Origin of the sequence: Streptomyces resistomycificus, assembly GCF_001514265.1 — a bacterium.
GTDB classification, from domain to species: Bacteria; Actinomycetota; Actinomycetes; order Streptomycetales; family Streptomycetaceae; genus Streptomyces; species Streptomyces resistomycificus.
In genome coordinates this window covers 219,763-241,571 of sequence record NZ_KQ948992.1, presented here as the reverse complement: position 1 = coordinate 241,571, position 21,809 = coordinate 219,763, and the positions used below count along the sequence as shown (strand labels likewise).

General features: G+C 72.5%; 18 protein-coding genes. 3 read left to right on the top strand and 15 right to left on the bottom strand.

Annotated features, from left to right (window positions below; all coding sequences use genetic code 11):
- Positions 1-105: 105 nt before the first annotated feature.
- From AQJ84_RS19335 to AQJ84_RS19285, 11 genes are all read right to left on the bottom strand, one after another.
- Positions 106-1,974, bottom strand: a complete 1,869-nt coding sequence (locus AQJ84_RS19335) for an ATP-binding protein (protein ID WP_053191096.1) — start codon at positions 1,972-1,974, stop codon at positions 106-108.
- An 8-nt stretch (positions 1,975-1,982) separates the two neighbouring features.
- Positions 1,983-3,581, bottom strand: coding sequence for an acyl-CoA carboxylase subunit beta (locus AQJ84_RS19330; RefSeq protein WP_053191094.1), 1,599 nt, complete (start codon positions 3,579-3,581; stop codon positions 1,983-1,985).
- On the bottom strand, positions 3,578-5,260 hold the full coding sequence (locus AQJ84_RS19325; protein ID WP_030042505.1) for an acyclic terpene utilization AtuA family protein: 1,683 nt from the start codon (positions 5,258-5,260) through the stop codon (positions 3,578-3,580). Before AQJ84_RS19325 ends, AQJ84_RS19330 begins: the two co-directional genes overlap by 4 nt.
- Positions 5,257-6,054: a TIGR03084 family metal-binding protein gene (locus AQJ84_RS19320; protein WP_030042506.1), complete on the bottom strand. Its 798-nt coding sequence runs from the start codon at positions 6,052-6,054 to the stop codon at positions 5,257-5,259. Before AQJ84_RS19320 ends, AQJ84_RS19325 begins: the two co-directional genes overlap by 4 nt.
- A gap of 103 nt (positions 6,055-6,157) precedes the next feature.
- Complete coding sequence (locus tag AQJ84_RS19315; RefSeq protein ID WP_053191092.1) at positions 6,158-6,679, bottom strand: hypothetical protein; 522 nt, start codon at positions 6,677-6,679, stop codon at positions 6,158-6,160.
- Positions 6,657-7,946 carry a WXG100 family type VII secretion target gene (locus AQJ84_RS19310; RefSeq protein ID WP_053191090.1) on the bottom strand — a complete coding sequence of 430 codons (1,290 nt, stop codon included), beginning with the start codon at positions 7,944-7,946 and terminating at the stop codon, positions 6,657-6,659. The genes AQJ84_RS19315 and AQJ84_RS19310 overlap by 23 nt, the downstream gene beginning before the upstream one ends.
- Positions 7,946-8,248, bottom strand: a complete 303-nt coding sequence (locus AQJ84_RS19305; RefSeq protein WP_030042512.1) for a DUF6317 family protein — start codon at positions 8,246-8,248, stop codon at positions 7,946-7,948. The genes AQJ84_RS19310 and AQJ84_RS19305 overlap by 1 nt, the downstream gene beginning before the upstream one ends.
- Entirely contained in the window at positions 8,248-8,796 is a 549-nt protein-coding gene (locus AQJ84_RS44205; RefSeq protein ID WP_225877334.1) for an SAV_915 family protein, read from the bottom strand. Before AQJ84_RS44205 ends, AQJ84_RS19305 begins: the two co-directional genes overlap by 1 nt.
- A gap of 183 nt (positions 8,797-8,979) precedes the next feature.
- Positions 8,980-9,933: an EamA family transporter gene (locus tag AQJ84_RS19295; RefSeq protein ID WP_030042514.1), complete on the bottom strand. Its 954-nt coding sequence runs from the start codon at positions 9,931-9,933 to the stop codon at positions 8,980-8,982.
- 211 nt (positions 9,934-10,144) lie between these two features.
- Positions 10,145-11,269, bottom strand: coding sequence for a lipid II:glycine glycyltransferase FemX (locus AQJ84_RS19290; RefSeq protein ID WP_053191088.1), 1,125 nt, complete (start codon positions 11,267-11,269; stop codon positions 10,145-10,147).
- Between the two features lie 122 nt (positions 11,270-11,391).
- Positions 11,392-14,316, bottom strand: coding sequence for an FAD-binding and (Fe-S)-binding domain-containing protein (locus AQJ84_RS19285; RefSeq protein ID WP_053191086.1), 2,925 nt, complete (start codon positions 14,314-14,316; stop codon positions 11,392-11,394).
- Between the two features lie 80 nt (positions 14,317-14,396).
- On the opposite strand from AQJ84_RS19285, the gene serC reads away from it, so the two are divergent.
- The gene (gene serC, locus AQJ84_RS19280) at positions 14,397-15,515 is read left to right on the top strand and encodes a phosphoserine transaminase (RefSeq protein ID WP_030042517.1); all 1,119 of its coding nucleotides are present in this window, start codon (positions 14,397-14,399) and stop codon (positions 15,513-15,515) included.
- 83 nt (positions 15,516-15,598) lie between these two features.
- On the opposite strand, the gene AQJ84_RS19275 is transcribed toward serC, so the two are convergent.
- From AQJ84_RS19275 to AQJ84_RS19265, 3 genes are all read right to left on the bottom strand, one after another.
- Positions 15,599-17,116 carry a cellulase family glycosylhydrolase gene (locus tag AQJ84_RS19275; RefSeq protein WP_053191084.1) on the bottom strand — a complete coding sequence of 506 codons (1,518 nt, stop codon included), beginning with the start codon at positions 17,114-17,116 and terminating at the stop codon, positions 15,599-15,601.
- Positions 17,117-17,225: 109 nt separating this feature from the next.
- Entirely contained in the window at positions 17,226-18,047 is an 822-nt protein-coding gene (locus AQJ84_RS19270) for an ABC transporter permease (protein ID WP_030042520.1), read from the bottom strand.
- Entirely contained in the window at positions 18,044-19,018 is a 975-nt protein-coding gene (locus AQJ84_RS19265) for an ATP-binding cassette domain-containing protein (RefSeq protein WP_053191082.1), read from the bottom strand. Before AQJ84_RS19265 ends, AQJ84_RS19270 begins: the two co-directional genes overlap by 4 nt.
- An 88-nt stretch (positions 19,019-19,106) precedes the next feature.
- Between AQJ84_RS19265 and AQJ84_RS19260 the strand changes: the two genes are divergently transcribed.
- The gene (locus AQJ84_RS19260) at positions 19,107-19,877 is read left to right on the top strand and encodes a TetR/AcrR family transcriptional regulator (RefSeq protein WP_030042521.1); all 771 of its coding nucleotides are present in this window, start codon (positions 19,107-19,109) and stop codon (positions 19,875-19,877) included.
- A gap of 179 nt (positions 19,878-20,056) precedes the next feature.
- Here AQJ84_RS19260 and AQJ84_RS19255 read toward each other — a convergent pair whose 3' ends face one another.
- Positions 20,057-21,031 (bottom strand): hypothetical protein, encoded by a 975-nt coding sequence (locus AQJ84_RS19255; RefSeq protein WP_053191080.1) that lies wholly within the window; start codon positions 21,029-21,031, stop codon positions 20,057-20,059.
- 89 nt (positions 21,032-21,120) lie between these two features.
- Here AQJ84_RS19255 and AQJ84_RS19250 point away from each other — a divergent pair, with 89 nt between their 5' ends.
- On the top strand, positions 21,121-21,798 hold the full coding sequence (locus AQJ84_RS19250; RefSeq protein WP_053191078.1) for an SGNH/GDSL hydrolase family protein: 678 nt from the start codon (positions 21,121-21,123) through the stop codon (positions 21,796-21,798).
- Positions 21,799-21,809 lie beyond the last annotated feature (11 nt).

Sequence of the window (21,809 nt, the reverse complement as noted above, 5' to 3'; positions counted from 1 at the left end):
GTTCCCCGCGCCCATGGGGGGCTGAGGGCCGCCCTCGGCTGCGGGTTCGTAGTGGCTGGGCGCGCAGTTCCCCGCGCCCCTGGCGGGGCTGAGGGCCAGCGTCGGCTACTTGGGGCGCGGTTTCTCGCGCTCCTGCGTGGGCTGGACCACTGCCAGCAGTGAGCCCACCGTCACCTGTTGGCCGGGGACGACGTCCAGGGCGGTCAGCGTTCCCGTCGCCGGGGCCGTGATCTTGTGTTCCATCTTCATCGCCTCCAGCCACAGGAGGGGCTGCCCGGCCTGGACGGCGGATCCCTCGCTCAGGCCCCCCGCCACGCGCACCACCGTGCCGGGCATCGGGGCCACCAGGGAGCCCGGCGCCAGCTGGGGGGCCGGGTCGGGGAAGCGGGGCAGGGCGGTGAGGCGGGTGGCGTTCACGTGGACCTGGTCGCCGTACCGGGCCACCTCGAACCCGCGGCGTACGCCGTCCACTTCGAGGATCACGCGACGCGCGTCGGTGTGCACTACGCGCACCCCGTCCGCGGCCAGGCCCGTCCGGGTGTGGCGGTAGCGGACCTCGACCTCCTCGCCGGCCGTCGCGTAGCGCCTGGTCTGGGGCTGGGAGGGGACGTTGCGCCAGCCGCCGAAGCGGGAGCGGCCGTGGGCGTCGGCGAGGGCGGCGGCCAGCGGGGCGTACGGGTCGGGTGCCGGCTTGGTGAGTTCGGTGAGGTGGCGGTCGTAGAAGCCGGTGTTCATGCGGGCCGTGGTGAACTCCTCGTGGCGCAGGGAGCGGACGAGGAGGTCGCGGTTGGTGGCCGGGCCGTGGACGGTGGCCCGCTCCAGGGCGCCGGCGAGTGCGCGGACCGCCTCCGCGCGCGTGGGTGCGTGGGCGACGACCTTGGCGAGCATGGCGTCGTAGTGGACGCCGATCGTGTCGCCGTCGTCGTAGCCGGTGTCGAGGCGGACGCCGTCCGGGACGGTCAGGCGGTGCAGGGTGCCGGTCTGGGGGGTCCAGTCGTTCGCGGGGTCCTCGGCGTAGAGGCGGGCCTCGACGGCGTGGCCACGCGCGCGTGGGGGGTCGTCGTCGAGGGCGTGTCCTTCGGCGACACGGATCTGCCACGCGACCAGGTCGAGGCCGAAGACGGCCTCCGTGACGGGGTGTTCGACCTGGAGGCGGGTGTTCATCTCCAGGAAGTGGGCCCGGCCGTCGGCGACCAGGAACTCGACCGTGCCGGCGCCCACGTAGTCGACGGCACGGGCGGCGCGCACGGCCAGCGTGTGCAGTTCCCGGGTGAGCTCCTCGGAGAGTCCCGGTGCGGGGGCTTCCTCGATCACCTTCTGGTGGCGGCGCTGGAGGGAGCAGTCCCGGGTGCCCAACGGCCAGACCGTGCCGTGCGTGTCGGCGAGGATCTGCACCTCGACGTGCCGGCCGCCCTCCACGTAGGGCTCGACGAACACCTCGCCGTCCCCGAAGGCACTGGCGGCCTCGGCGCTCGCGCCCTCCAGCGCGGCACGCAGCTCCTGCGGCCGGCGCACGATCCGCATCCCGCGCCCGCCGCCGCCCGCGGCCGCCTTCACCAGCACGGGCAGGTCGGCCTCGGTGACCTCGCCGAGCGACGGGAGCCCCATCAGCTCCTTGGCACGCGTCTTGGACGCCATCGCCTCGATCGCCTCCGGCGGCGGCCCGATCCAGACCAGGCCCGCGTCGAGGACGGCCCGGGCGAAGTCGGCGTTCTCGGACAGGAAGCCGTAGCCGGGATGCACGGCGTCCGCGCCGGCGGCGAGGGCGGCCCGCACGACCAGGTCGCCGCGCAGATACGTCTCGGCGGGCGCCGCGCCCGGCAGTCGTACCGTCGCGTCGGCCACGCGTGCGTGCAGCGCGTCCTCGTCGGCGTCCGAGTGCACGGCGACCGTGCGGATGCCGAGTTCACGGCAGGTGCGGAAGACCCGGCAGGCGATCTCGCCCCGGTTGGCGACGAGCAGGGTACCGATCACGTGATCCCTCACATCCGGAAGACGCCGAAGCCACCGCGCGCACCCTCGTACGGCGCCGTGTGGATGGCTGACAGGCACAGGCCCAGGACCGTGCGGGTGTCGCGCGGGTCGATGACCCCGTCGTCGTACAGCCGCCCGGACAGGAACATCGGCAGGGACTCGGACTCGATCTGCTGCTCCACCATGGCGCGCAGCGCCGCGTCCGCGTCCTCGTCGTAGGGCTGTCCCTTCGCCGCGGCGGACTGCCGGGCGACGATCGACAGGACGCCCGCGAGCTGCTGGGGTCCCATGACGGCCGACTTGGCGCTGGGCCAGGCGAAGAGGAACCGGGGGTCGTAGGCGCGCCCGCACATGCCGTAGTGGCCGGCGCCGTAGGACGCGCCCATGAGCACGGAGAGGTGGGGCACGCGGCTGTTGCTGACCGCGTTGATCATCATCGCGCCGTGCTTGATGATGCCGCCCTGCTCGTACTCCTTGCCGACCATGTAGCCGGTCGTGTTGTGCAGGAAGAGCAGCGGGATGTCGCGCTGGTTGGCGAGCTGGATGAACTGGGCGGCCTTCTGGGACTCCGCGCTGAACAGGACGCCCTGGGCGTTGGCGAGGATGCCGACCGGGTAGCCGTGCAGGGCCGCCCAGCCGGTCGTGAGGCTGGTGCCGTACAGCGGCTTGAACTCGTCGAAGTCGGAGGCGTCGACGATCCGGGCGATGACCTCGCGGGGGTCGAAGGGGGTGCGCAGATCGCCGGGGACGATGCCGAGGAGCTCCTCCTCGTCGTACTTGGGGGGCGCGGCCGGACCGGGGTCGCCGTACGCCTTGCGGTGGTTGAGGCGGGCGATCACGCGGCGCGCCTGCCGCAGGGCGTCCCGCTCGTCCACCGCGAAGTGGTCCGCGAGGCCCGACACGCGCGCGTGCATCTCCGCGCCGCCCAGGGACTCGTCGTCGCTCTCCTCGCCGGTGGCCATCTTCACCAGCGGCGGCCCGCCGAGGAACACCTTGGCGCGTTCCTTGACCATGATCACGTGGTCGGACATGCCGGGGACGTACGCGCCGCCGGCGGTCGAGTTCCCGAAGACGACGGCGACGGTCGGGACGCCGGCCGCGGAGAGGCGGGTGAGGTCGCGGAAGACGGCCCCGCCCGGGATGAAGATCTCCTTCTGGGAGGGCAGGTCGGCGCCCCCGGACTCCACCAGGCTGATGCAGGGCAGCCGGTTGGCGAGCGCGATGTCGTTGGCCCTGAGCGCCTTCCTCAGGCTCCACGGGTTGCTCGCGCCGCCGCGCACGGTCGGGTCGTTGGCGGTGATCAGGCACTCCACACCCTCGACGACACCGATGCCGGTGACGAGCGAGGCGCCGACGGTGTGGTCGCTGCCCCAGGCGGCCAGCGGGGACAGCTCCAGGAAGGGGGTGTCGGGGTCGAGGAGCAGCTCGACGCGTTCCCGGGCGAGGAGTTTGCCGCGCCGGCGGTGGCGTTCGACGTACTTGGGGCCGCCGCCCGCGACGGCCTTCGCGTGCTCGTCCGCCAGTTGGTCCAGCTTGGCGAGCATGGTCTCGCGGTGGGCGAGGTGGTCGGGGCCGCCCGTGTCCAGGGCGGAGTCGATGACCGTCACAGGAGGGCCTCCGGGATGTCCAGGTGGCGGGAGCGCAGCCATTCGCCGAGCGCCTTGGCCTGCGGGTCGAATCGGTGCTGGGCGGCGACGCCCTCGCCGAGGATGCCCTCGACGACGAAGTTGAGGGCGCGGAGGTCCGGCAGGACGTGCCGGGTGACCTTCAACCCGCTGCTCTCCGGGATGAGTTGTCGAAACCGGTCGACGGTCAGCTCGTGGGCGAGCCAGCGCCAGGCGTCGTGGGTACGGGCCCAGACGCCGACGTTGGCGTTCGGGCCCTTGTCGCCGCTGCGGGCACCGGCGACGAGACCGAGGGGCGCGCGGCGGGTGGGCCCCGGGGGCGCGGGCTCCGGCAGGGGTGGCTCCGGCAGGTCCTCCAGTACGCGGGTCACGTGGGCCGGCGCCACAGGGGCTCGGCGTCCGTCGTGGAGGACGGCCACATGGTCGATGGCTTCCTGGGGGACGTACGCCTCCTCGAAGACCCCGTAGGGCGAGCCCTTCCCCGGGGGCGCCACCACGTGGAAGCCGGGGTAGCTCGCGAGCGCCAGCTCCACGGCGGCGCCGCTGAACGCCCGCCCGACGACCGCCTGGTCCGGGTCCCGGACCACGAGCCGCAGCAGGGCGCTCGCGGTCTCCTCGGTGGGGGCGTCGGGCCGGTCGGTGCGGACGAGGTCCCAACGGATGTCGGCGGGCGGTGACTTGGCCATCGCGTCCGTCATCTGTTCGCGCACGAGCGCGGCCTTGGTCTCGATGTCCAGTCCGGTGAGGACGAAGGTGACCTCGTTGCGGAAGCCGCCGAGGCGGTTGCGGCCGACCTTCAGCGTCGGGGGCGGGGCCTCGCCGCGGACGCCGTCGACACGGACGCGGTCGGGGCCGTCCTGAGTGAGCCTGACGGTGTCGAGGCGGGCGGTGACGTCGGGGCCCGCGTACCGGGCGCCGGCGGTCTCGTAGAGCAGTTGGGCGGTGACCGTGCCGACGTCGACGAGGCCGCCGGTGCCGGGGTGCTTGGTGATGACGGCGGTGCCGTCCTCGTGGAGTTCGGCGAGGGGGAAGCCGGGGTGGCGCAGCCGTCGTACGTCCCGGTCGGCGAAGAAGGCGTAGTTGCCGCCGGTGGCCTGGGTCCCGCACTCCAGTACGTGCCCGGCGACGACGGCACCCGCGAGCCGGTCGTGGTCCGTCGGCGTCCACCCGAAGTGGGCGGCGGCGGGCCCGGTGACGAGCGCCGCGTCCGTGACCCTCCCGGTGACGACGACGTCGGCGCCCTCGCGCAGACAGGCGGCGATGCCGAAGCCGCCGAGGTAGGCGTGGGCGGCGAGGCTGCCGGGGTGGGCGGCGGTGAGGTCGTCGCCCTCGACGTGGGCGACGCGGACGGGAAGGCCCAGGCTGTCGGCCAGCTCCCGTGTCCTGGCGGCGAGTCCGGCGGGGTTGAGGCCACCGGCGTTCGTCACGATCCTCACCCCGCGCTCGTGGGCGAGGCCGAGGCACTCCTCCAACTGGCCCAGGAAGGTGCGGGCGTACCCGGCACAAGGGTCCTTCAGCCGGTCGCGGCCCAGGATCAGCATCGTGAGCTCGGCGAGGTAGTCGCCGGTGAGGACGTCGAGTTCGCCGCCGGTGAGCATCTCGCGCACGGCGTCGAAACGGTCGCCGTAGAAGCCGGAGGCGTTGCCTATGCGCAGGGTCACGGGGTGGCGCCCCCCTTCGGCGGGCGTCCGGTGCCCGGCGGGCCGGCGAAGGCCTGGGCGATGTCGAGCCAGCGGTCGGCGTCGGGGCCGTCGGCGCGTACGGCGAGGTCGTCGCGGTGGGCGCGCCAGGTGACCAGGAGGCAGAAGTCGAGCGCGGGGCCGGTGACCCGCTGGGAGGCGTCGTCGGGCCCGTAGGTCCACAGGTCGCCGCTCGGCGCGGCGAGTTCGACGCGGAACTCCTCGGCGGGCGGGGTCAGTCCGCGCATTCCGAAGGCGTAGTCGCGGGCCCGCACACCGATGCGGGCCACGTGCCTGAGCCGGTCCGTGGGCGGCCGCTCCACACCCAGCGTGTCCGCCACGTCCTGGCCGTGGGCCCAGGTCTCCATGAGCCGGGCGGTGGCCATCGAGGCGGCGGACATGGGCGGGCCGTACCAGGGGAAACGGGCGCCGGGCGGCGCCTCGCGCAGCGCCGCGTCGAGGGCGGCCCGGCCCTCCCGCCACCCCGACAGGACCTCCACGGGCGGCAGTCGGGCGCCGTCCTCCGCCCCCTCGTCGACGAACGAGTCGGGTGCGGACAGCGCCTTCTCCACCAGCACCGCGAACCCCTTCGCGTCGGTCGCGGCGAGCAGGGAGGCACGGTCGGTCCAGGCGAGGTGCGCGATCTGGTGGGCGATGGTCCAGCGCGGGGCGGGAGTGTCGAGGGCCCACTCCTCGGGACTCAACCCGGCTACCAGCCGGTCGAGTTCATCGCTCTCGGCGCGAAGGTCGTCGAAGACGGGCGTCGGGTCGGCCATGGGGGGAGCATGGCAGCGGGGCCAGAAACAATCAAGCATGCTTGCATGAATTTGTTCTCCGCGAGGGTGGCGGGCCCTCCTCGCCCCTCCTGCCGCCGGCCGCCTATGTCCGCAGCGAGCGGCGGGCGCCCACCTCGCTCGGGTACTCGCGGACGCTGAAGGCGGCCGCGGCCCAGCCCACGCCCCACGCCGCGAACGCCGGCATCATGGGCGCCGCGACCACGAACAGGAGCCGGCCGGCGAGAGTGAGTCCCACGGACCGGCGGGTCTCGTTCTGCTTGTCGCGGCGGGCACGGTCGGGGGTCGGCGGGTCGAGGAGTTTCCTGCGGTGGTCCCGGCGCTGCACCCGCCACCCCCACACCGACGCCCCGCAGGAAGCGGCGGCCTGCGCCCAGTCCCACACGGTGCGCACGGTCGGTGGCAGGTCCTCGCGGAAGCTGCCGTAGAGGACGAGCGCGAGGTAGCAGAGGAAGGCCAGGACGGCGAACCAGAGCGCGGCGCCGAGGGCGCGGCGCAGCCAGTAGCGCGGGCCGCGCTCGTACCAGGTCGTGCCGAGGCCCGGCAGGGCCGGGATCGGGGGCCGGATGCCGGGGGCGGGGACCTCAGAAGATGCTTTTGATGCCATGCCACACGTCGTCTTTCAGTCGCACGAAGTCGTCCCCGGTCTCCGACAGGACGTGGCCGCTGCCGTGCAGCACGCCGCCCACGACCCCGCGGTCGTGGATGTCCTCACTCCAGTGTTCGTGGAGGGCGTGGTCGATGACGCCGGTCGCGCCGACCACCACCGCACCGCCGACCCCGGCCACCACGGCCACGGGTACGTCCACGGGAGCCAGGGCCACCAGGCCCGCCGTGACGGCCGTACCGGCGGCCAGGCCCGCCACGTTGGCGCCCCCGTCCACGGCCACGGACCTCTGCCACGACCACCCCTTGTCATGGTCGTCCGACGCCTCCAGCAACCCGCAGGCACCGGCCGCGGCGACATCCAGGACCGGGACCTCCTTGAGGAAGTCCGGAAGCTTCTCCAGACTCCTGCCCGCGCGCAGCGCGTCCGCGGCGTCGGCCAGCTTCACGTTCAGGGCCCGGTCGTACGGCAGCGCGGTACTGCCGTGGTCGGCGCGGGCGACGGCCTCCCGCAGGGCGCCGACCCGGGTGACCGCGTCGGCGTAGGCGCCCTTGGCGGGGAGGTCCTCCGGCAGCGCCCGGCCCGCCTTCTGGAAGGCCCTCCGCTCCGCGCGCAGCTCCTTCTTCGCGGCCCGCTCCTCTGCCTGGGCACCGTCGAGCGAGGCCCGGGCCTCTTTGCCGCCGGCCCGCGCGTCCTCGGCGTCGTAGGCGTACAGGCCCCGCAGGTAGTCGGCGACGGTGATCTTGTCGCCCGTCGACACCGGTGCCGTGACCTGCGCGTACAGTCCGCGCAGCTTGTCCGCCGCCACCAGCCGGGCCTGCTGGGCGGTGTGCAGGACCTGCCCCCGCACCGTGGCGTACTCGTTCAACGCGGAGAGGGTCTTGCGGTCCTCGGCGCCGGGCGGATCGGCCGTGACGACGTCCAGGGGCACCCCCTTGTCCCCCATGGCCACACCCTGCCGCGTGGCCGTGTGCTCGGCGTTCTGCAGAGCCGTCTCACAGGTCGACAGGGCGTCGACGAGGTCGGAGAGGATGTCCCCCGCGCTGTGTACGAGGCTCGCGAAGGCACCCGCCGCCAGCGCGTCCTCGCTCCACGTGGCGCGGAACGTCTCGGCGGCCTCGCCCTTCCAACCGGCGTCGTCCACGAGGCGTTCGACCGCGCGGCCGAGTGGCTGGACCACGTCGTCCAGCTTCTGCCGGGCGTTCTTGTACCTCTCGGCCATCGTGCGCAGCCCGCCGATGTCGCCGCCGACCCAGCTGTCCGCCATCAGCCGTCCCCCACCGTCAGGTCCTCGAACAGTCCGTGTACGTCGATGTCGTGCCGCTGGAACGAGTCGCGGGCGTGGGCCACGTTGTCGCCGTGGTCGTCCAGCCGGTCGGCGAAGCCGGTGTGCAGGCCGACGATGAGCTCCGCGACCTCCTTGAGGGCGTGGTCGAGCCCGGCGTCGCCGCCGTCGGCCACCGGCGGGGCGACGTCGGTGTGCAGCTTGCGGTAGTTGACGGCCTCGTCGTGGAAGGTGCGGGACATCGACGTGAGGTCGCTGAGGATCGCCTTGAAGTCGGCCGGCATCAGCGCGCCTGCCGGGCCAGGGCGGCCAGGTCGGCCGGCCGCCAGTTGGGGCGGCCCGGGGCGATCCGCGGGTCGAGCAGCACGGTGACGCCCTGCGCGGCCATCCCCTCGGCCAGCGGGCCGAGCGAGGTGGCCACCCAGGGCTGGGCCTCACCGAGCGCCGCCATGAGCCTGTGCGGGGTGGTGAAGGCGAACGCCACGGTCGTGTCCGAAGGGTGCGCGAACAGCTCGTACGCGATGAAGGGCACGCGGGTGGGGGTGCCGTCGGGGTCGGTCGTGTCGACGTGACGGGGATGGGCCGGGACGAGGACGGGGGTGCCGTACGCCGGGACCCCCGGCTTCGGGCCGAGTGGCCGCGCCGGATCAGTGGGCGCGAGGTGCTCGACGTGATCGGTGCGGTCCACGCGGTCGACGAGGTCGATGTAGTCGAGGAGGCGTGATCTGCGGGGCTCCTGGCGCGAAGTCCGGACGAGGTCCGCACCCGTGGGCGGCCTCGCCTCGACCTGCTCTGCGTAGTCGAGAAGGCGCGAACGGATCGGTGTGGCCACCGCCGTCTCCTCTCCCCCGTGGACCCAAGTGCACGATCGGCGGGACCACCGTAGCCAGGAGACGAAAGGGCAAATTAGATCATGTGCGGGTGAAGCGGATGGGGCATGCGCAACCCATACGACCGTTTGGCCGCGGGCTGATGCGGGCTTGACCGCCCGATGACCGGGGCCGCCCTTTCGGGCCTAGGCCTCCGGCACCGCGGCCTTCCCCCGCCCCACCTGGGTGCGCACCGCCCCCATGCTCGCCGCGATGACCAGAGCGATCGCGAGGGACTCCACCACCGACAGCGCCTGGTTCAGGATCAGGAATCCGGCGGTGGCGGCGATCGCCGGTTCCAGGCTCATCAGGATCGCGAAGGTGGAGGCCGGCAGACGGCGCAGGGCGAGGAGTTCGAGGGTGTAGGGCAGGACCGAGGAGAGCACGGCGACCGCGGAGCCGAGGGCGAGGGTCGTCGGGTCGAGGAGTTTGCCGCCGGACTCGGCGACGCCGAGGGGAAGGAACACCAGGGCCGCCACCCCCATCGCCAGCGCGAGCCCGTCGGCCTGCGGGAAGCGGCGCCCCGTCCGCGCGCTGAAGACGATGTACGCCGCCCACATGGCGCCCGCCCCCAGGGCGAAGGCGACACCGACGGGGTCGAGGTCACCGAAGCCTCCGCTTCCGCCGCCGCCGAGGAGGAAGACCCCGGCGAGGGCGAGTCCCGCCCAGACGAGGTTGAGCGCGCGGCGGGAGACGAGGACCGAGAGGGCGAGCGGACCGAGCACTTCGAGGGTGACCGCGAGGCCCAGCGGAATACGGTCGACGGCCTGGTAGAAGAGGCCGTTCATCGCGGCCATGGTGAGGCCGAAGACGACGACCGTGCCCCAGTCGGCGCGCGAGTGCCCGCGCAGCCTGGGCCGGCAGATCACCAGCAGCACCAGCGCCGCCGCCAGCAGCCGCAGGGTCACCACGCCGAGCGCGCCCGCCCTCGGCATCAGCGTCACGGCGAGCGCGGCGCCGAACTGCACCGAGATCCCGCCGGCGAGGACCAGCCCCACGGGCCCGAGGGCCCCCCGCCCGCGCGGGGCGGCGCCCTGCGGGGCGGACGCGGGGACGCCGGAGGCCGGAGTGGAGGGGGTGGTGGCGCTGGACGTGCTCACGGTGCCTTCCGGGGACTCGGGCCGAGCCGGGGCTCAGCCGAGGGCTCGACTGTGGGGCTCAGTCGGCGGTTCGTTCACCTGACTGTACGACGCAGTCCAGGGTAGTGGACTGCGTCAGGTGTGTGAAGCGTTTATGCGACTGTCCCAGAATGCGGTCGGCTCCCGTACACCCCAGTACGTTCCCGTACGCCCTCCGTACGGGCGGAAAGGGCTAGCGGCGGGCCATGTACAGGTTCAGCGCCTTGTGCAGCAGCCGGTTGAGCGGGAAGTCCCACTCCCCGAGGTACTCCACGGCCTCACCTCCCGCGCCCGCCTTGAAGCGCAGGAGCCCCAGGAGGTGGTTGGACTCCTCCAGGGTGTCGGTGATGCCGCGGAAGTCGTAGACGGCGGCGCCCATGTCGTGGGCGTCGGTCATCATGCGCCACTGCATGGCGTTGTTGGGCTGGACCTCGCGCTTGCGGCTGGTGGAGGCGCCGTAGGAGTACCAGACGTGCTCGCCGACGGTGAGCATGGTGGCCGCGGCGAGGACGTCGCCGTCGTGGTGGGCGAGGTAGAGGCGCATGCGGTCGGGGTGCTCGGCGGTGAGCGCGGTCCACATGCGCTGGAAGTACGGCAGGGGGCGCGGCAGGAAGCGGTCGCGCTCGGCGGTCTCGGCGTACAGCTCGTAGAAGGCGGGCAGATCCTCGTAGCCTCCGCGGACGACCTTCACGCCGGCCTTCTCCGCCTTCTTGATGTTGCGCCGCCACTGCTGGTTGAGGCCGCGCTGGACGTCCTCCAGCGATCTTCCCGCGAACGGGACCTGGAAGACGTACCGCGGTTGTCCGGCCGCGAAGCCGTCCTCGCCGCCGGGTTCGGTCTGCCGCCAGCCGCCGTGCCGCAGCCGGTCCGCCACGTCGAGGGCACCCGCCTCGCACGACGTCGCCTCCGCGTCCCGCAGCCGCCGCGCCGCCGGGTCGGCGATCGCCGCCTTGACCGCGTCGGCGCTCCACCGGCGGACGACGACGGGCGGGCCCATCCGCACCGAGAAGGCGCCCCGCCCCTTGAGGTACCCGAGCAGCGGGTCCAGCCAGCGGTCGCACAGATCGGCCGCGTACCAGTCGATCAACGGCCCCTCGGGCAGATAGGCGAGGTACTTCCGCACCTTCGGCACCGGCCGCAGCAGCACCAGCCCCGCTCCCGCCTGCCGCCCCTCCTCGTCGAACCACCCGAGGCTCTCCGCCCGCCAGTCCGGCTTCACGTCACCCCAGGAGGGGACCTGCATGTGGCTGGCGGAGCGGCGGGCCGCCACGAAGGCGAGGTGTTCGTCGCGGGAGATGGGCCGGATGCGGAGGGTCATGCGCTGGACTCCTTGACGCTGGCGGGGGTCTGCAGACTACGAACTTCCGCGCCCCCGCCCACCGGCACGCGCCGGTCACGCCGGGATCTCCCTCGCCCTCCCTCCGATCACCTGGGTTCCCCTCACCCGCGCTCCTGCGGCCCACGCTTCTCCAGGCCGCGCTCCCGCGGCCCGTCCTCGTCCAGCCCCGCCGCCAGTACCTCCGCCACATGCCACCCCCGCACCCCCGCCAGCTGCTCCAGCTGCGTCCGGCAGGAGAAGCCGTCCGCCAGGACCACCGTCGTCCCGTCGCCCGCCTCCGCCTCCCGTACCGCCGGGAGGAGTTGCTCCTCCGCGCAGGCGGCCGACACCTCGAAGTGGCCCTTCTCGAAGCCGAAGTCACCGGCGAGGCCGCAGCAGCCGCCGGCCAGTTCGCCGAAGAGGCCGGCCACGGAACGCAGTCGGCGATCGGCCGTGTCGCCGAGCACCGCGTGCTGGTGACAGTGGGTCTGGCCGACGACCGGGCGGTCGAGCACGGGCGGGGTCCAGTCAGGGGCCAGGCGTTCCAGCGCCTCGGCGAAGGTGAGGACCCGGTCGGCGAGGAGGCGGGCGCGCGGGTCGTCGTGCAGGAGCTCCGGGAGGTCGGTGCGGAGGGCGGCGGCGCAGCTGGGTTCCAGGACGACGACCGGGGTGTCCCCCGCCAGCACCGGGGCCATGAGGTCGAGGGTGCGGCGCAGGACCGTACGGGCGCGGTCCAGTTGGCCGGTGGAGACGTAGGTCAGGCCGCAGCAGACCCGCCCGCGGCCCCCGAGGAGCGTGAGGGGGTTCACGACGGCCGAGGTGCCGTCGGCGATCCGCGGCCCCGGCAGCCGCAGCGTCGGCGGGAGCGCCACCCGCAGGCCCGCCGCCTCCAGCACGCGTACGGCCGCCCGGCCCACGGACGGCGACAGGTACTCGGTGAAGGTGTCGGGCCACAGCACGACCAGCGCGCCGCTGCCGGAGGGGGACGTGCGCCGCCGCCTCCACCACCGGCTGAACGGCTCCGTCGCCAGCCGGGGGATACGACGCTCCGCCGCGATCCCGCCCAGCCGTTTCGCCGCCCGGGCGAGCGGCCGCAGCGAGACGAGCGCGTTGACCGCCGCCCCCGCCCGCAGCCGGGCCACCGCGCGCAGCCACACCGGAAGCAGACCCATGCTGTAGTGGGCCGCCGGACGCCGCCGCCCCGCGTAGTGGTGGTGGAGGAACTCCGCCTTGTACGTGGCCATGTCGACCCCGACCGGACAGTCGGAGCGGCAGCCCTTGCAGGACAGACACAGGTCGAGGGCGTCCCGGACCTCCGTCGACCGCCAGCCGTCCGTCACCAGCTCGCCCGCGAGCATCTCGTGCAGCAGCCGGGCACGCCCGCGCGTGGAGTGTTCCTCCTCTCCGGTCGCCCGGAAGGACGGGCACATGACGGCGGAGCCCGACGCCGGGGTTGTGCGGCACTTCGCGACCCCGACACACCGGCGCACGGCCGCCGAGAAGTCGCCGCCGTCCGTCGGGTAGCCGAAGGCCACGTCGACCGGGCCGCCGCGGGGGAGCACGGAGAAGCGGAGGTTGGTGTCCAGCGGGGCCGGGCGGACCAGCATGCCCGGGTTGAGCAGGTCGTCAGGGTCCCAGACCGCCTTCGCCCGCTCGAACAGCCCCACCAGCTCACCGCCGTACATGCGCGGCAGCAGCTCCGCCCGGGCCTGTCCGTCGCCGTGTTCGCCGGACAGCGAGCCGCCGTGGGCGACGACCAGGTCGGCGAGGTCCTCCGAGAAGCGGCGGAAGCGGGCCACACCCGGGTCCGTCAGCAGGTCGAAGTCGATACGGACGTGGATGCAGCCGTCGCCGAAGTGCCCGTACGGCGTGCCGCGCAGCCCGTGCGACCCGAGGAGCCCTCTGAAGTCGCGCAGGTACGCGCCCAGCCGGGCCGGCGGCACCGCGCAGTCCTCCCAGCCGGGCCACGCCTCGGAGCCGTCCGGCATCCGGGTCGCCGTGCCGCTCGCGTCCTCCCGGACGCGCCACAGGGCGCGCTGTCCGGCCGGGTCCGTCACGACCAGGGCGTCCAGGACGTCGGCCGCGCGCACGATCGTCTCCGCACGCGCGCGTGCCTCCGCCTCCGTCGCCCCGCCGGTCTCCACGAACAGCCAGGCCCCGCCGCGCGGCAGGTCAGCGTCCGTCGGCACCAGGTCCGCCGCCATGCCCTCCACGGTCAGCGGCCCGAACGGCAGCAGGCCCGCCGCCGCCTCCGCGGCCGCGCTCTCGTCGGCGTAGGCGAGCACGGCCAGGGCACGCGCGCGCGGGGCCTCGACCAGCCGTACGACCGCCTCCGTCAGGATGCCCAGCGTGCCCTCCGAGCCGCAGAAGGACCGGGCGACGTCGGCGCCCTTCTCGGGCAGCAGCGCGTCCAGGGCGTAGCCGGAGATACGGCGGGGCAGCTCGGGGAAGCCGGTGCGCAACCGCGCCAGGTCCCCCTCAACCAGCGCCCGCAGCCCCTCCGGCGCCCCGGCCCACTCCTGCCCGAGCCGCAGCCGGTCACCGCGCGCGGTGACCACCGACAGCTCCCGGACGCTGTCCGCCGTCGTCCCCCACGCCACCGAGTGGGAGCCGCACGAGTTGTTGCCGATCATTCCGCCGAGCGTGCAGCGGCTGTGGGTGGAGGGGTCGGGTCCGAAGCGCAGTCCGTGCGGGGCGGCGGCCTCCTGGAGCCGGTCGAGGACCAGCCCGGGCTGCACGACCGCGGTGCCCGCGGCGGGGTCGAGGGACAGCAGCCGGTTCATGTGCCGGGTGAAGTCCAGGACCACGCCCGTCCCCGTCGCCTGCCCGGCGATCGACGTTCCGCCGCCGCGTGCCACCACGGGCACACCGTGCTCCCGGCACACCGCCAGCGCCGCCGCCACGTCGTCGGCGTCCCGCGGGGCGACCACGCCCAGCGGGACCCGCCGGTAGTTGGAGGCGTCCATGGTGACCAGCGCCCGGGAGGTGACGTCGAAACCGACCTCACCCCGGACGACCGCGCGCAGCCCGGCCTCTAGATCTGTCATGCGTCCAGCAAACCAAAACGCCGTCTCAGCCGACGGACTTCGTTTCGACCAGGTTTCCCCCAGCGGCTACGCTCCCTTCCGTGGCTGAGATCCAGATTCCTTCTGACATCAAGCCCGCGGACGGACGTTTCGGCGCGGGACCCTCCAAGGTGCGGACGGAGGCGCTGGACGCACTCGCCTCCACCGGTACGTCCCTCATGGGCACCTCTCACCGCCAGGCACCGGTCAAGAACCTGGTCGGCAAGGTCCGCGAGGGCATCTCCGAGCTGTTCCAGCTCCCCGAGGGCTACGAGGTGGTCCTCGGCAACGGCGGCTCCACCGCCTTCTGGGACGTCGCGACCCACGGCCTGATCGAGAACAAGTCGCAGCACCTCAACTTCGGCGAGTTCTCCTCCAAGTTCGCCAAGGCGTCCAAGCTCGCCCCCTGGCTCGCCGAGCCCACCGTCATCTCCTCCGACCCGGGCACCCACCCGGATCCGCGGGCCGAGGCGGGCGTCGACGTGTACGCCTTCACCCACAACGAGACCTCCACCGGTGTCGCCGCCCCGATCAAGCGGGTACACGGCGCCGACGAGGGCTCCCTCGTCCTGGTGGACGCCACCTCCGGCGCGGGCGGCCTCCCGGTCGACATCGCCGAGACCGACGTCTACTACTTCGCCCCGCAGAAGTCCTTCGCCTCCGACGGCGGCCTGTGGATCGGCGTGTTCTCCCCGGCGGCGATCGAGCGCGCCGAGCGGATCCACGCGTCCGGCCGTCACGTCCCGGAGTTCTTCAGCCTGCCGACGGCGATCGACAACTCCCGCAAGAACCAGACGTACAACACCCCGGCCCTCGCGACCCTCTTCCTGCTGAACGACCAGCTGGAGTGGATCAACGGCCAGGGCGGCCTGGCCTGGTCCACGGGCCGGACGAAGGACTCCTCGACCCGCCTGTACGGCTGGGCGGACGAGTCCAAGTACGCGACCCCGTTCGTCACCGACCCGGCCAGGCGTTCGCAGGTCATCGGCACGATCGACTTCTCGGACGAGATCGACGCCGCCGCCGTCGCCAAGGTGCTGCGCGCCAACGGCGTCGTCGACACCGAGCCCTACCGCAAGCTCGGCCGCAACCAGCTGCGCGTCGCCATGTTCCCGGCGATCGACCCGGCGGACGTCGAGGCGCTGACGAAGTGCGTCGACTACGTGATCGAGAAGCTCTGACCGTTCCGGTACGAGGATGAGGGCGCCCGGCGAACGCCGGGCGCCCTCATCTCGTGCGGCCACCGATCAGGCCGCCGAACGGGTCACGTGGCCGTGCACGTCACCGCCGGCACACCCCCGCCCCCGGGCGCGCCGCCGAACCCGAGGCTCGCGGAGCCGCCCACCGCGACCGCCCCGTTGTGAGCGGCGTTCGCGGCGGTCACGCTCGCCCCGCTCTGCGTGTACGTGGCGTTCCACATGCTGGTGACCTTCTGGGCGCCCGGCCAGCTCCACGTCACCTTCCAGGACGTGAGCGGGGTCGTGCCCGAGTTGGTCACCTTCACCTCGGCGTTGAAGCCGCTGCCCCAGTCGCTGCTGACGGTGTAGGCGGCGGTGCAGGCGGCCGTGCCCCCGCCGGGGTCGGTGGGGTCGGAAGGACCGCCTCCCCCGGCCGGGAATCCCGGCGCCTTGACGCTCGTCAGGTATCCGTCCTTCACCGTGTCCACGGACTGCCAGTCGTCCTTCAGGATCCCTCCGGTGTCACCGGAGTTGGGGTTCCAGGACCAGAAGGTCCAGTGGAAGGAGTCGTTGCCGTACGTCGACGTGGGCCGCAGGTAACTCACGAGTGCGGCCAGCCACTTCTGGTCCACGGTGGACTGGAGGGTGGTGCCGAACTCGCCGACCCACACCGGCGCGATGTTCTGCTTGAAGATGTAGCCCCAGTACCTGTCCCAGATCCCCGGCATGTTGTCCGGGAAGGACGGGTCGCTGAACCAGCTCTGCTGGGCCACGCTGGTGGCGTAGTCGTGGGCCGAGTACACGATCCGGTTCGGCACGTCGAGGCGTACGGGGTACTCGGCGACGCCCATCAGGTTGCCGCCCCACCAGCCGGAGACGCCGTTGAAGGTCTGCACGCCCTCGACGAAGATCAGCAGCTCGGGGTTGACGGAGAGCACGGCGTTGCCGGCCCGCTCGGCGGCCAGCCGCCAGTCCCTCGTGGTGTCGCCGCAGCCCCAGCAGGCGGGGTCGTGGGGCTCGTTGTGCAGGTCGATGCCGATGACGGTGGGGTTGCCCTTGTAGCGGGTGGCCAGGGCCTTGAGGTTGGTGATCCAGGTCGACTCGGGGACCGCCGCGGTGTACCAGAGTGCCGACTGGCCGGCCGCGTCCGGGCGATGCCGGTCGAGGACGATCTTCAGGCCGCCCTGACCGGCGTACGAGACGATCTTGTCCAGTATCTGGAGGGAGTTCAGCCCCCGCAGGTCGGCGTTCTTGCCGCCCGAGAAGTCGATGCTGTTGGGGACCGTGGAGCTCTTGAAGATGTCGTCGCTGAACGGGATGCGGACGGTGTTGTAACCCAGCGACCTCATTTGGTCGATCATGCTCTTGTAGTCGCGGGCCCAGAGGCCGTGGGTGACGTTGTTGGAGGTCTCGAAGCCGAACCAGTTGATCCCGGCGATCCGGACCGACTGGCCCGCCGCGTCCAGGATCTGACGGCCGTTGGTGTGCCAGTAGCCGGCGCCGGGCTCCGCCGCGTGGGCCGGCTGGGCGCCGGTCATCGGCAACAGGGGCAGCAGGAGCGCCGCGGCGGCCGCGCACAGCGCTCTTCGCAAGGTGCGGAACATGTCGCTGCTTCCTCTCGGGAGGCGCGGGCCCGGAATCCAGTGGGAGCGCTCCCACTCCCCGCACCTCCCATGGAAGTCAGGTCGCATGGACACGTCAAGACACGCGACGCTATCGGCTCAGCTTCCGGAACCTCCGCACCGCCAGCGGCAGGAAGATCGCCGTCAGCACCACCGGCCACACGCCGGCCATCAGCAGTGAGTGCTGCTCCACCCAGGAGTCGCCACCGCCGACCGGTGTGCCGAACAGCTCGCGGGTGGCCGCCGCCGTGGACGAGATCGGGTTCCAGGCGGCCACCGTGCCGAGCCAGTCGGGCATCAGCTGGGGCGCGACGAAGATGCTGGAGATCATCGTCAGCGGGAAGGCGACCGCGAACAGCCCGCCCGCCGCCTCCGGGTTGGGGACCATGAGGCCCAGCCACACCCCGATCCAGATCAGCGCGAACCGCAGCCACAGCAGCAGTCCGAACGCGGCGAGGAAGCCGAGCCCGCCGTCCGGCCGCCAGCCCATCGCGACCGCCGTCAGCATCATGATCGCCAACTCCGCGCAGGCGGCGATCAGATCGGTGATCCCCCGCCCGGCGACCACCGCGGACGAGGCCATCGGCATGGAACGGAACCGGTCGATGACCCCCTTGGTGGAGTCGTAGACGACGAGGGTGGCGGTGTTGATGAAGCCGAAGGCCATCGTCATCACGAACATCCCGGGCATCAGGAAGTCCTTGTAGTCCCCTCCGCCGGGCACCTTCATCGCACTGCCGAAGACATAGCCGTACAGCAGGACCGACAGGATCGGGAAGCCCAGCTGCCAGGCGATGTTGACGGGCTGGCGCTGGTAGTGGGTCAGGCCGCGGCGGACGATGTTCCACACGTCGGCGAGCAGCCAGTACACGCGGCCACGCGAGTCCTGGCCGGTCAGGTCCACGGCGCTCATGCGGCGGCCTCCTTCGGTTCCGACACGTCCGTACGGTGTCCGGTCAGGCGCAGGAAGACGTCGTCGAGGCTCGGCCTGCGCAGCCCGATGTCCTCGACCCGCACGCCCTCGTCCTGGAGCGTGCGCGCCACGTCGGTGAGAGCGGCGACCCGGTCGGCGACGGGGGCGTGGACGCGCAACTCCGTCTCGTCCGACTCGGGTTCGCCGTCCGAGACCCGGGCGACGACCTTCACCACCCGCGCGATGTCGGACCGCTCGGCGACCACCACCTCGATACGGTCGCCGCCGATCCGGTTCTTCAGCCCGTCCGGGGTGTCGTCGGCGATGGCCCGCCCCTGGTCGATGACGGTGATATGGGAGGCCAGCTTGTCCGCCTCTTCCAGGTACTGCGTGGTCAGCAGCACGGTGGTGCCGCCCGCCACCAACGCCCGCACGGACTCCCAGACCTCGCCGCGGCTTCGGGGGTCGAGTCCCGTCGTCGGCTCGTCGAGGAAGAGGACGGCAGGCGCCAGGATCATCGAGGCGGCGAGGTCGAGCCGGCGCCGCATGCCACCGCTGTACTTGCCAACGCCCTTGTCGGCGGCGTCGGTCAGGTCGAACTGGTCGAGGAGTTCGACGGCCCGCAGTCTGGCCCGCCTGCCGCCCAGGTGGAACAGGCGGCCGAACATCTCCAGGTTCTGCCGGCCGGTGAGCACCTCGTCCACCGCCGCGTACTGCCCGGTGAGTCCGATCCGGGCGCGGACCTCGCCCGAGTGGCGGACCACGTCGAGACCGGCCACCGTCGCGTGCCCGCCGTCCAGCCGGAGCAGCGTGGACAGGATGCGGACCGCGGTGGTCTTGCCGGCGCCGTTCGGCCCGAGCAGGCCGTGCACGGTGCCCTCGCGGACGGTCAGATCGAAACCGTCGAGGGCGCGTTTCTCGCCGTAGCGCTTCTCCAGGGCCTCGGCCCGCACCGCGTATCCGTCAGTCATGGGTCCCCCTTCTCGGTAACTGAGTACACCGTACCCGATTTAGAGTACGCCGTACTCAGTTTTTTTCCGAGGACCTAAGCTGAGTCCCATGACGAGCGGCAAGGGCAGTACGGACACCAGCGGCAGCGGCGACATCGCGCGCACGCTCGAACTGCTGTGGGACACCGGAAGACGCCCCAGCCGCGGCCCCAAACCCGCCCTGACCCTGGACCGCATCGTGGACACCGCGGTCCGGGTCGCGGACGAGGACGGGCTTGAGTCGGTGTCCATGCGCCGGATCGCCACCGAGCTCGGCACCGGCACCATGTCCCTGTACCGGTACGTGCCCGGCAAGGCAGAGCTGCTCGACCTGATGCTGGACCGCGTCCAGCGGCCCTCCGACAACCCCGCCGACCTCGGCGACGAGGGCTGGCGCGCCGCCCTGGAGGCCCTGGCCCGCGCCACCCTCGCCCTCTACCGACGCCACCCCTGGCTGCTCCAGGTCAACCAGTCCCGCCCGCTGCTCGGCCCCAGTGCCATCGACGGCATGGAGAAGGTGCTGACCCGGATCAAGCCGATGGGGCTGCGCGACCCCGAACTGGTCTCGGCGATCATCCTGATCGACGGCTATGTCGTCGGCGCCGCACGCACCCAGGTGCACCAGGAGGAGGCGGAGCGCCGCACGGGCCTCACGGACGCGGAGTTCTGGGCGGCCCAGGCACCCACGCTGGAGAAGATCATGACGTCGGGCCGCTACCCCCTGCTGGCCGGGCTCTCCGAGGACACCTTCGGCCCCGACTTCGACCACTTCGAGTTCGGGCTGCAACGGATCCTGGACGGCCTCGAGGTCCTCGTGTCACAACGCCACGCACAGACCTGACCGGCGTCACCCCGCTCGACGCGACACATCCGCCGCGCAGACGGGGACGCGCCGGCCGCCCCCACGGCCTCAGCGCCCGCGCCCCGGCCGCCGGAAACCCACCGGCGCCACCCCTGCTCCCCACACCCGCTCCCCACGCGGGTACGCGCCGGCCGCCCCCGGCCTCAGCGCCTGCGGCCTCAGCGCCTGCGGCGCAGCCGCCGGAACCCGAACAGGGCGGCGCAGGCCACCACCACGGCCAGGGCACCGACCTTGAGGTTGCCCTCGGAGCCGGCCCCGGTGTCCGAGGAGTCCGAGGAACCCGAACTCCCCTGCCCCGACGCCGAGTCGGACCCACCGCCGGGCACGTCCTCGGCCGTCACCGGGCTGTCGGCGCCCTCGCTGCCGTACATCAGCTTCGTACCGTCGGCGGAGTAGCTGACCGACTCGCCCTGCCCCTGCAGGGGCACGCTCAGCCGCCCCCCGCGCTTGATCTTCCCGCCGTTCCAGTCGTACCAGACACCACCGAAGTAGCCGCGCACGGCGAGCTGTTCGCCGTCCGGCGAGAGGGCCGCGTCGGTGGCCCACATATCGACGGCACCGGCCCGCCGGAAGACGTTGGTGCCGGAGGCGGAGAGGTCGGCGGGCCCCTCGTAGAGGTGTCCGCCTTCCTCGTTCTTGTCGATGATGTACGTCCGCCCGGTGTCGGGGTCCACGACGAGGGACTCCGCGTCGCGGGAACCGTCCTCGTACTTCACCACGTACTGGGTGGCCCGGATCGTCTGGTCCTTCAGCACCTTGGGCTCGGCCAGCCGGTAGATCCACACATAGGACCAGGTGACCCCGTCGTTGTCCCCGATGTCCCCGACGTAGATCTGGTTGTCGGGGCCTATGGAGATCGCCTCGACGTCCCGGGGGGTGCCCACGCCGGTGAGGGTGACGGTGGCGACGGTCTTGCCGGTGGCGCTGTCGACGGCGTAGAGGTACGGCCCGTCGTCGCTGTCGTTGTGCGTCCAGTAGACGCCGGGATGCTGCCGCGAGGCGGCCAGCCCGCTCGACTCGGTGATCCGGGGGTCGGTGATGGAGAACCCCTGGTCGCCGTCAGCGGCTGCCGAGGGCACGGCGAGCACGCCGACGAGAAGACCCGCGGCCAGGAACCCGAGAGAGCGACGCATCCCCCAAGCCTGCCATCCCGGCCCGGCGTTCGCGGACGGGTGGCGGGCTTCACACCCCACCCGCCCCCGTGATCGTCCATCATGAGCGGATGCTCAGGATCATGCCGGTCGGCGACTCGATGACCATCGGAAGCACCGGTGAACACACCTGGCGGCACCGGCTGTGGCGGCACCTGTGCACGACGTACGGCGGTCCGTTCACCCTGGTCGGACCCCGCGAGACGCTGTACGACAAGGTGGCGGACGCCCCCACCTCGTACGCGTACGCCGAGCCCGACTTCCCGCGTGCCCACCTGGCCGGCTGGGGCGAGGGCTGGCTGCACATGGCGCCGCTGATCGGCGAGGCGGTGCGCGGCAACCGGGCCGACATCCTCCTGGTCTCCCTCGGCCTGATCGACCTGGGCTTCTACACGAACGCCGAACAGACCGCCGACAACGCCCGCGCCTTCATCGCCGGGGCCCGCGCGGCCGACCCGCGGGTGCGGATGGTCCTGCTGCCGGTGATCCCGAACGTCCGGGCCCGCTCGGACGCCCCCTTCGCCACCCAGGTCGACCGCTTCAACGAGCTCCTGGCCAAGACGGCCGCCGACCTCGACGAGCCCCGCTCCCCGCTGCTCCTCGCCTCCACCCCGCCGTCGTACGACATCGACCTCGACACCTACGACGGCACGCACCCCAACGCCCGAGGCGAACACAAGATCGCCGCCGCCTTCGCCGACGCGATGCACCAGGGCTGGGGCCTCGGCCGGCCCTACGAGGACTGCTGAGCTTGCATAGA

Excerpts from the sequence above, each read along its gene's own strand:
- AQJ84_RS19275 (WP_053191084.1), bottom strand. The coding sequence starts at position 17,116 with ATGTTCCGCACCTTGCGAAGAGCGCTGTGCGCGGCCGCCGCGGCGCTC.
- AQJ84_RS19270 (WP_030042520.1), bottom strand. The coding sequence starts at position 18,047 with ATGAGCGCCGTGGACCTGACCGGCCAGGACTCGCGTGGCCGCGTGTAC.
- AQJ84_RS19265 (WP_053191082.1), bottom strand. The coding sequence starts at position 19,018 with ATGACTGACGGATACGCGGTGCGGGCCGAGGCCCTGGAGAAGCGCTAC.
- AQJ84_RS19250 (WP_053191078.1), top strand. The coding sequence starts at position 21,121 with ATGCTCAGGATCATGCCGGTCGGCGACTCGATGACCATCGGAAGCACC.
- AQJ84_RS19285 (WP_053191086.1), bottom strand. The coding sequence starts at position 14,316 with ATGACAGATCTAGAGGCCGGGCTGCGCGCGGTCGTCCGGGGTGAGGTC.
- AQJ84_RS19255 (WP_053191080.1), bottom strand. The coding sequence starts at position 21,031 with ATGCGTCGCTCTCTCGGGTTCCTGGCCGCGGGTCTTCTCGTCGGCGTG.
- AQJ84_RS19305 (WP_030042512.1), bottom strand. The coding sequence starts at position 8,248 with ATGCCGGCCGACTTCAAGGCGATCCTCAGCGACCTCACGTCGATGTCC.
- AQJ84_RS19315 (WP_053191092.1), bottom strand. The coding sequence starts at position 6,679 with ATGGCATCAAAAGCATCTTCTGAGGTCCCCGCCCCCGGCATCCGGCCC.
- AQJ84_RS19290 (WP_053191088.1), bottom strand. The coding sequence starts at position 11,269 with ATGACCCTCCGCATCCGGCCCATCTCCCGCGACGAACACCTCGCCTTC.
- AQJ84_RS19320 (WP_030042506.1), bottom strand. The coding sequence starts at position 6,054 with ATGGCCGACCCGACGCCCGTCTTCGACGACCTTCGCGCCGAGAGCGAT.
- AQJ84_RS19310 (WP_053191090.1), bottom strand. The coding sequence starts at position 7,946 with ATGGCGGACAGCTGGGTCGGCGGCGACATCGGCGGGCTGCGCACGATG.
- AQJ84_RS19260 (WP_030042521.1), top strand. The coding sequence starts at position 19,107 with ATGACGAGCGGCAAGGGCAGTACGGACACCAGCGGCAGCGGCGACATC.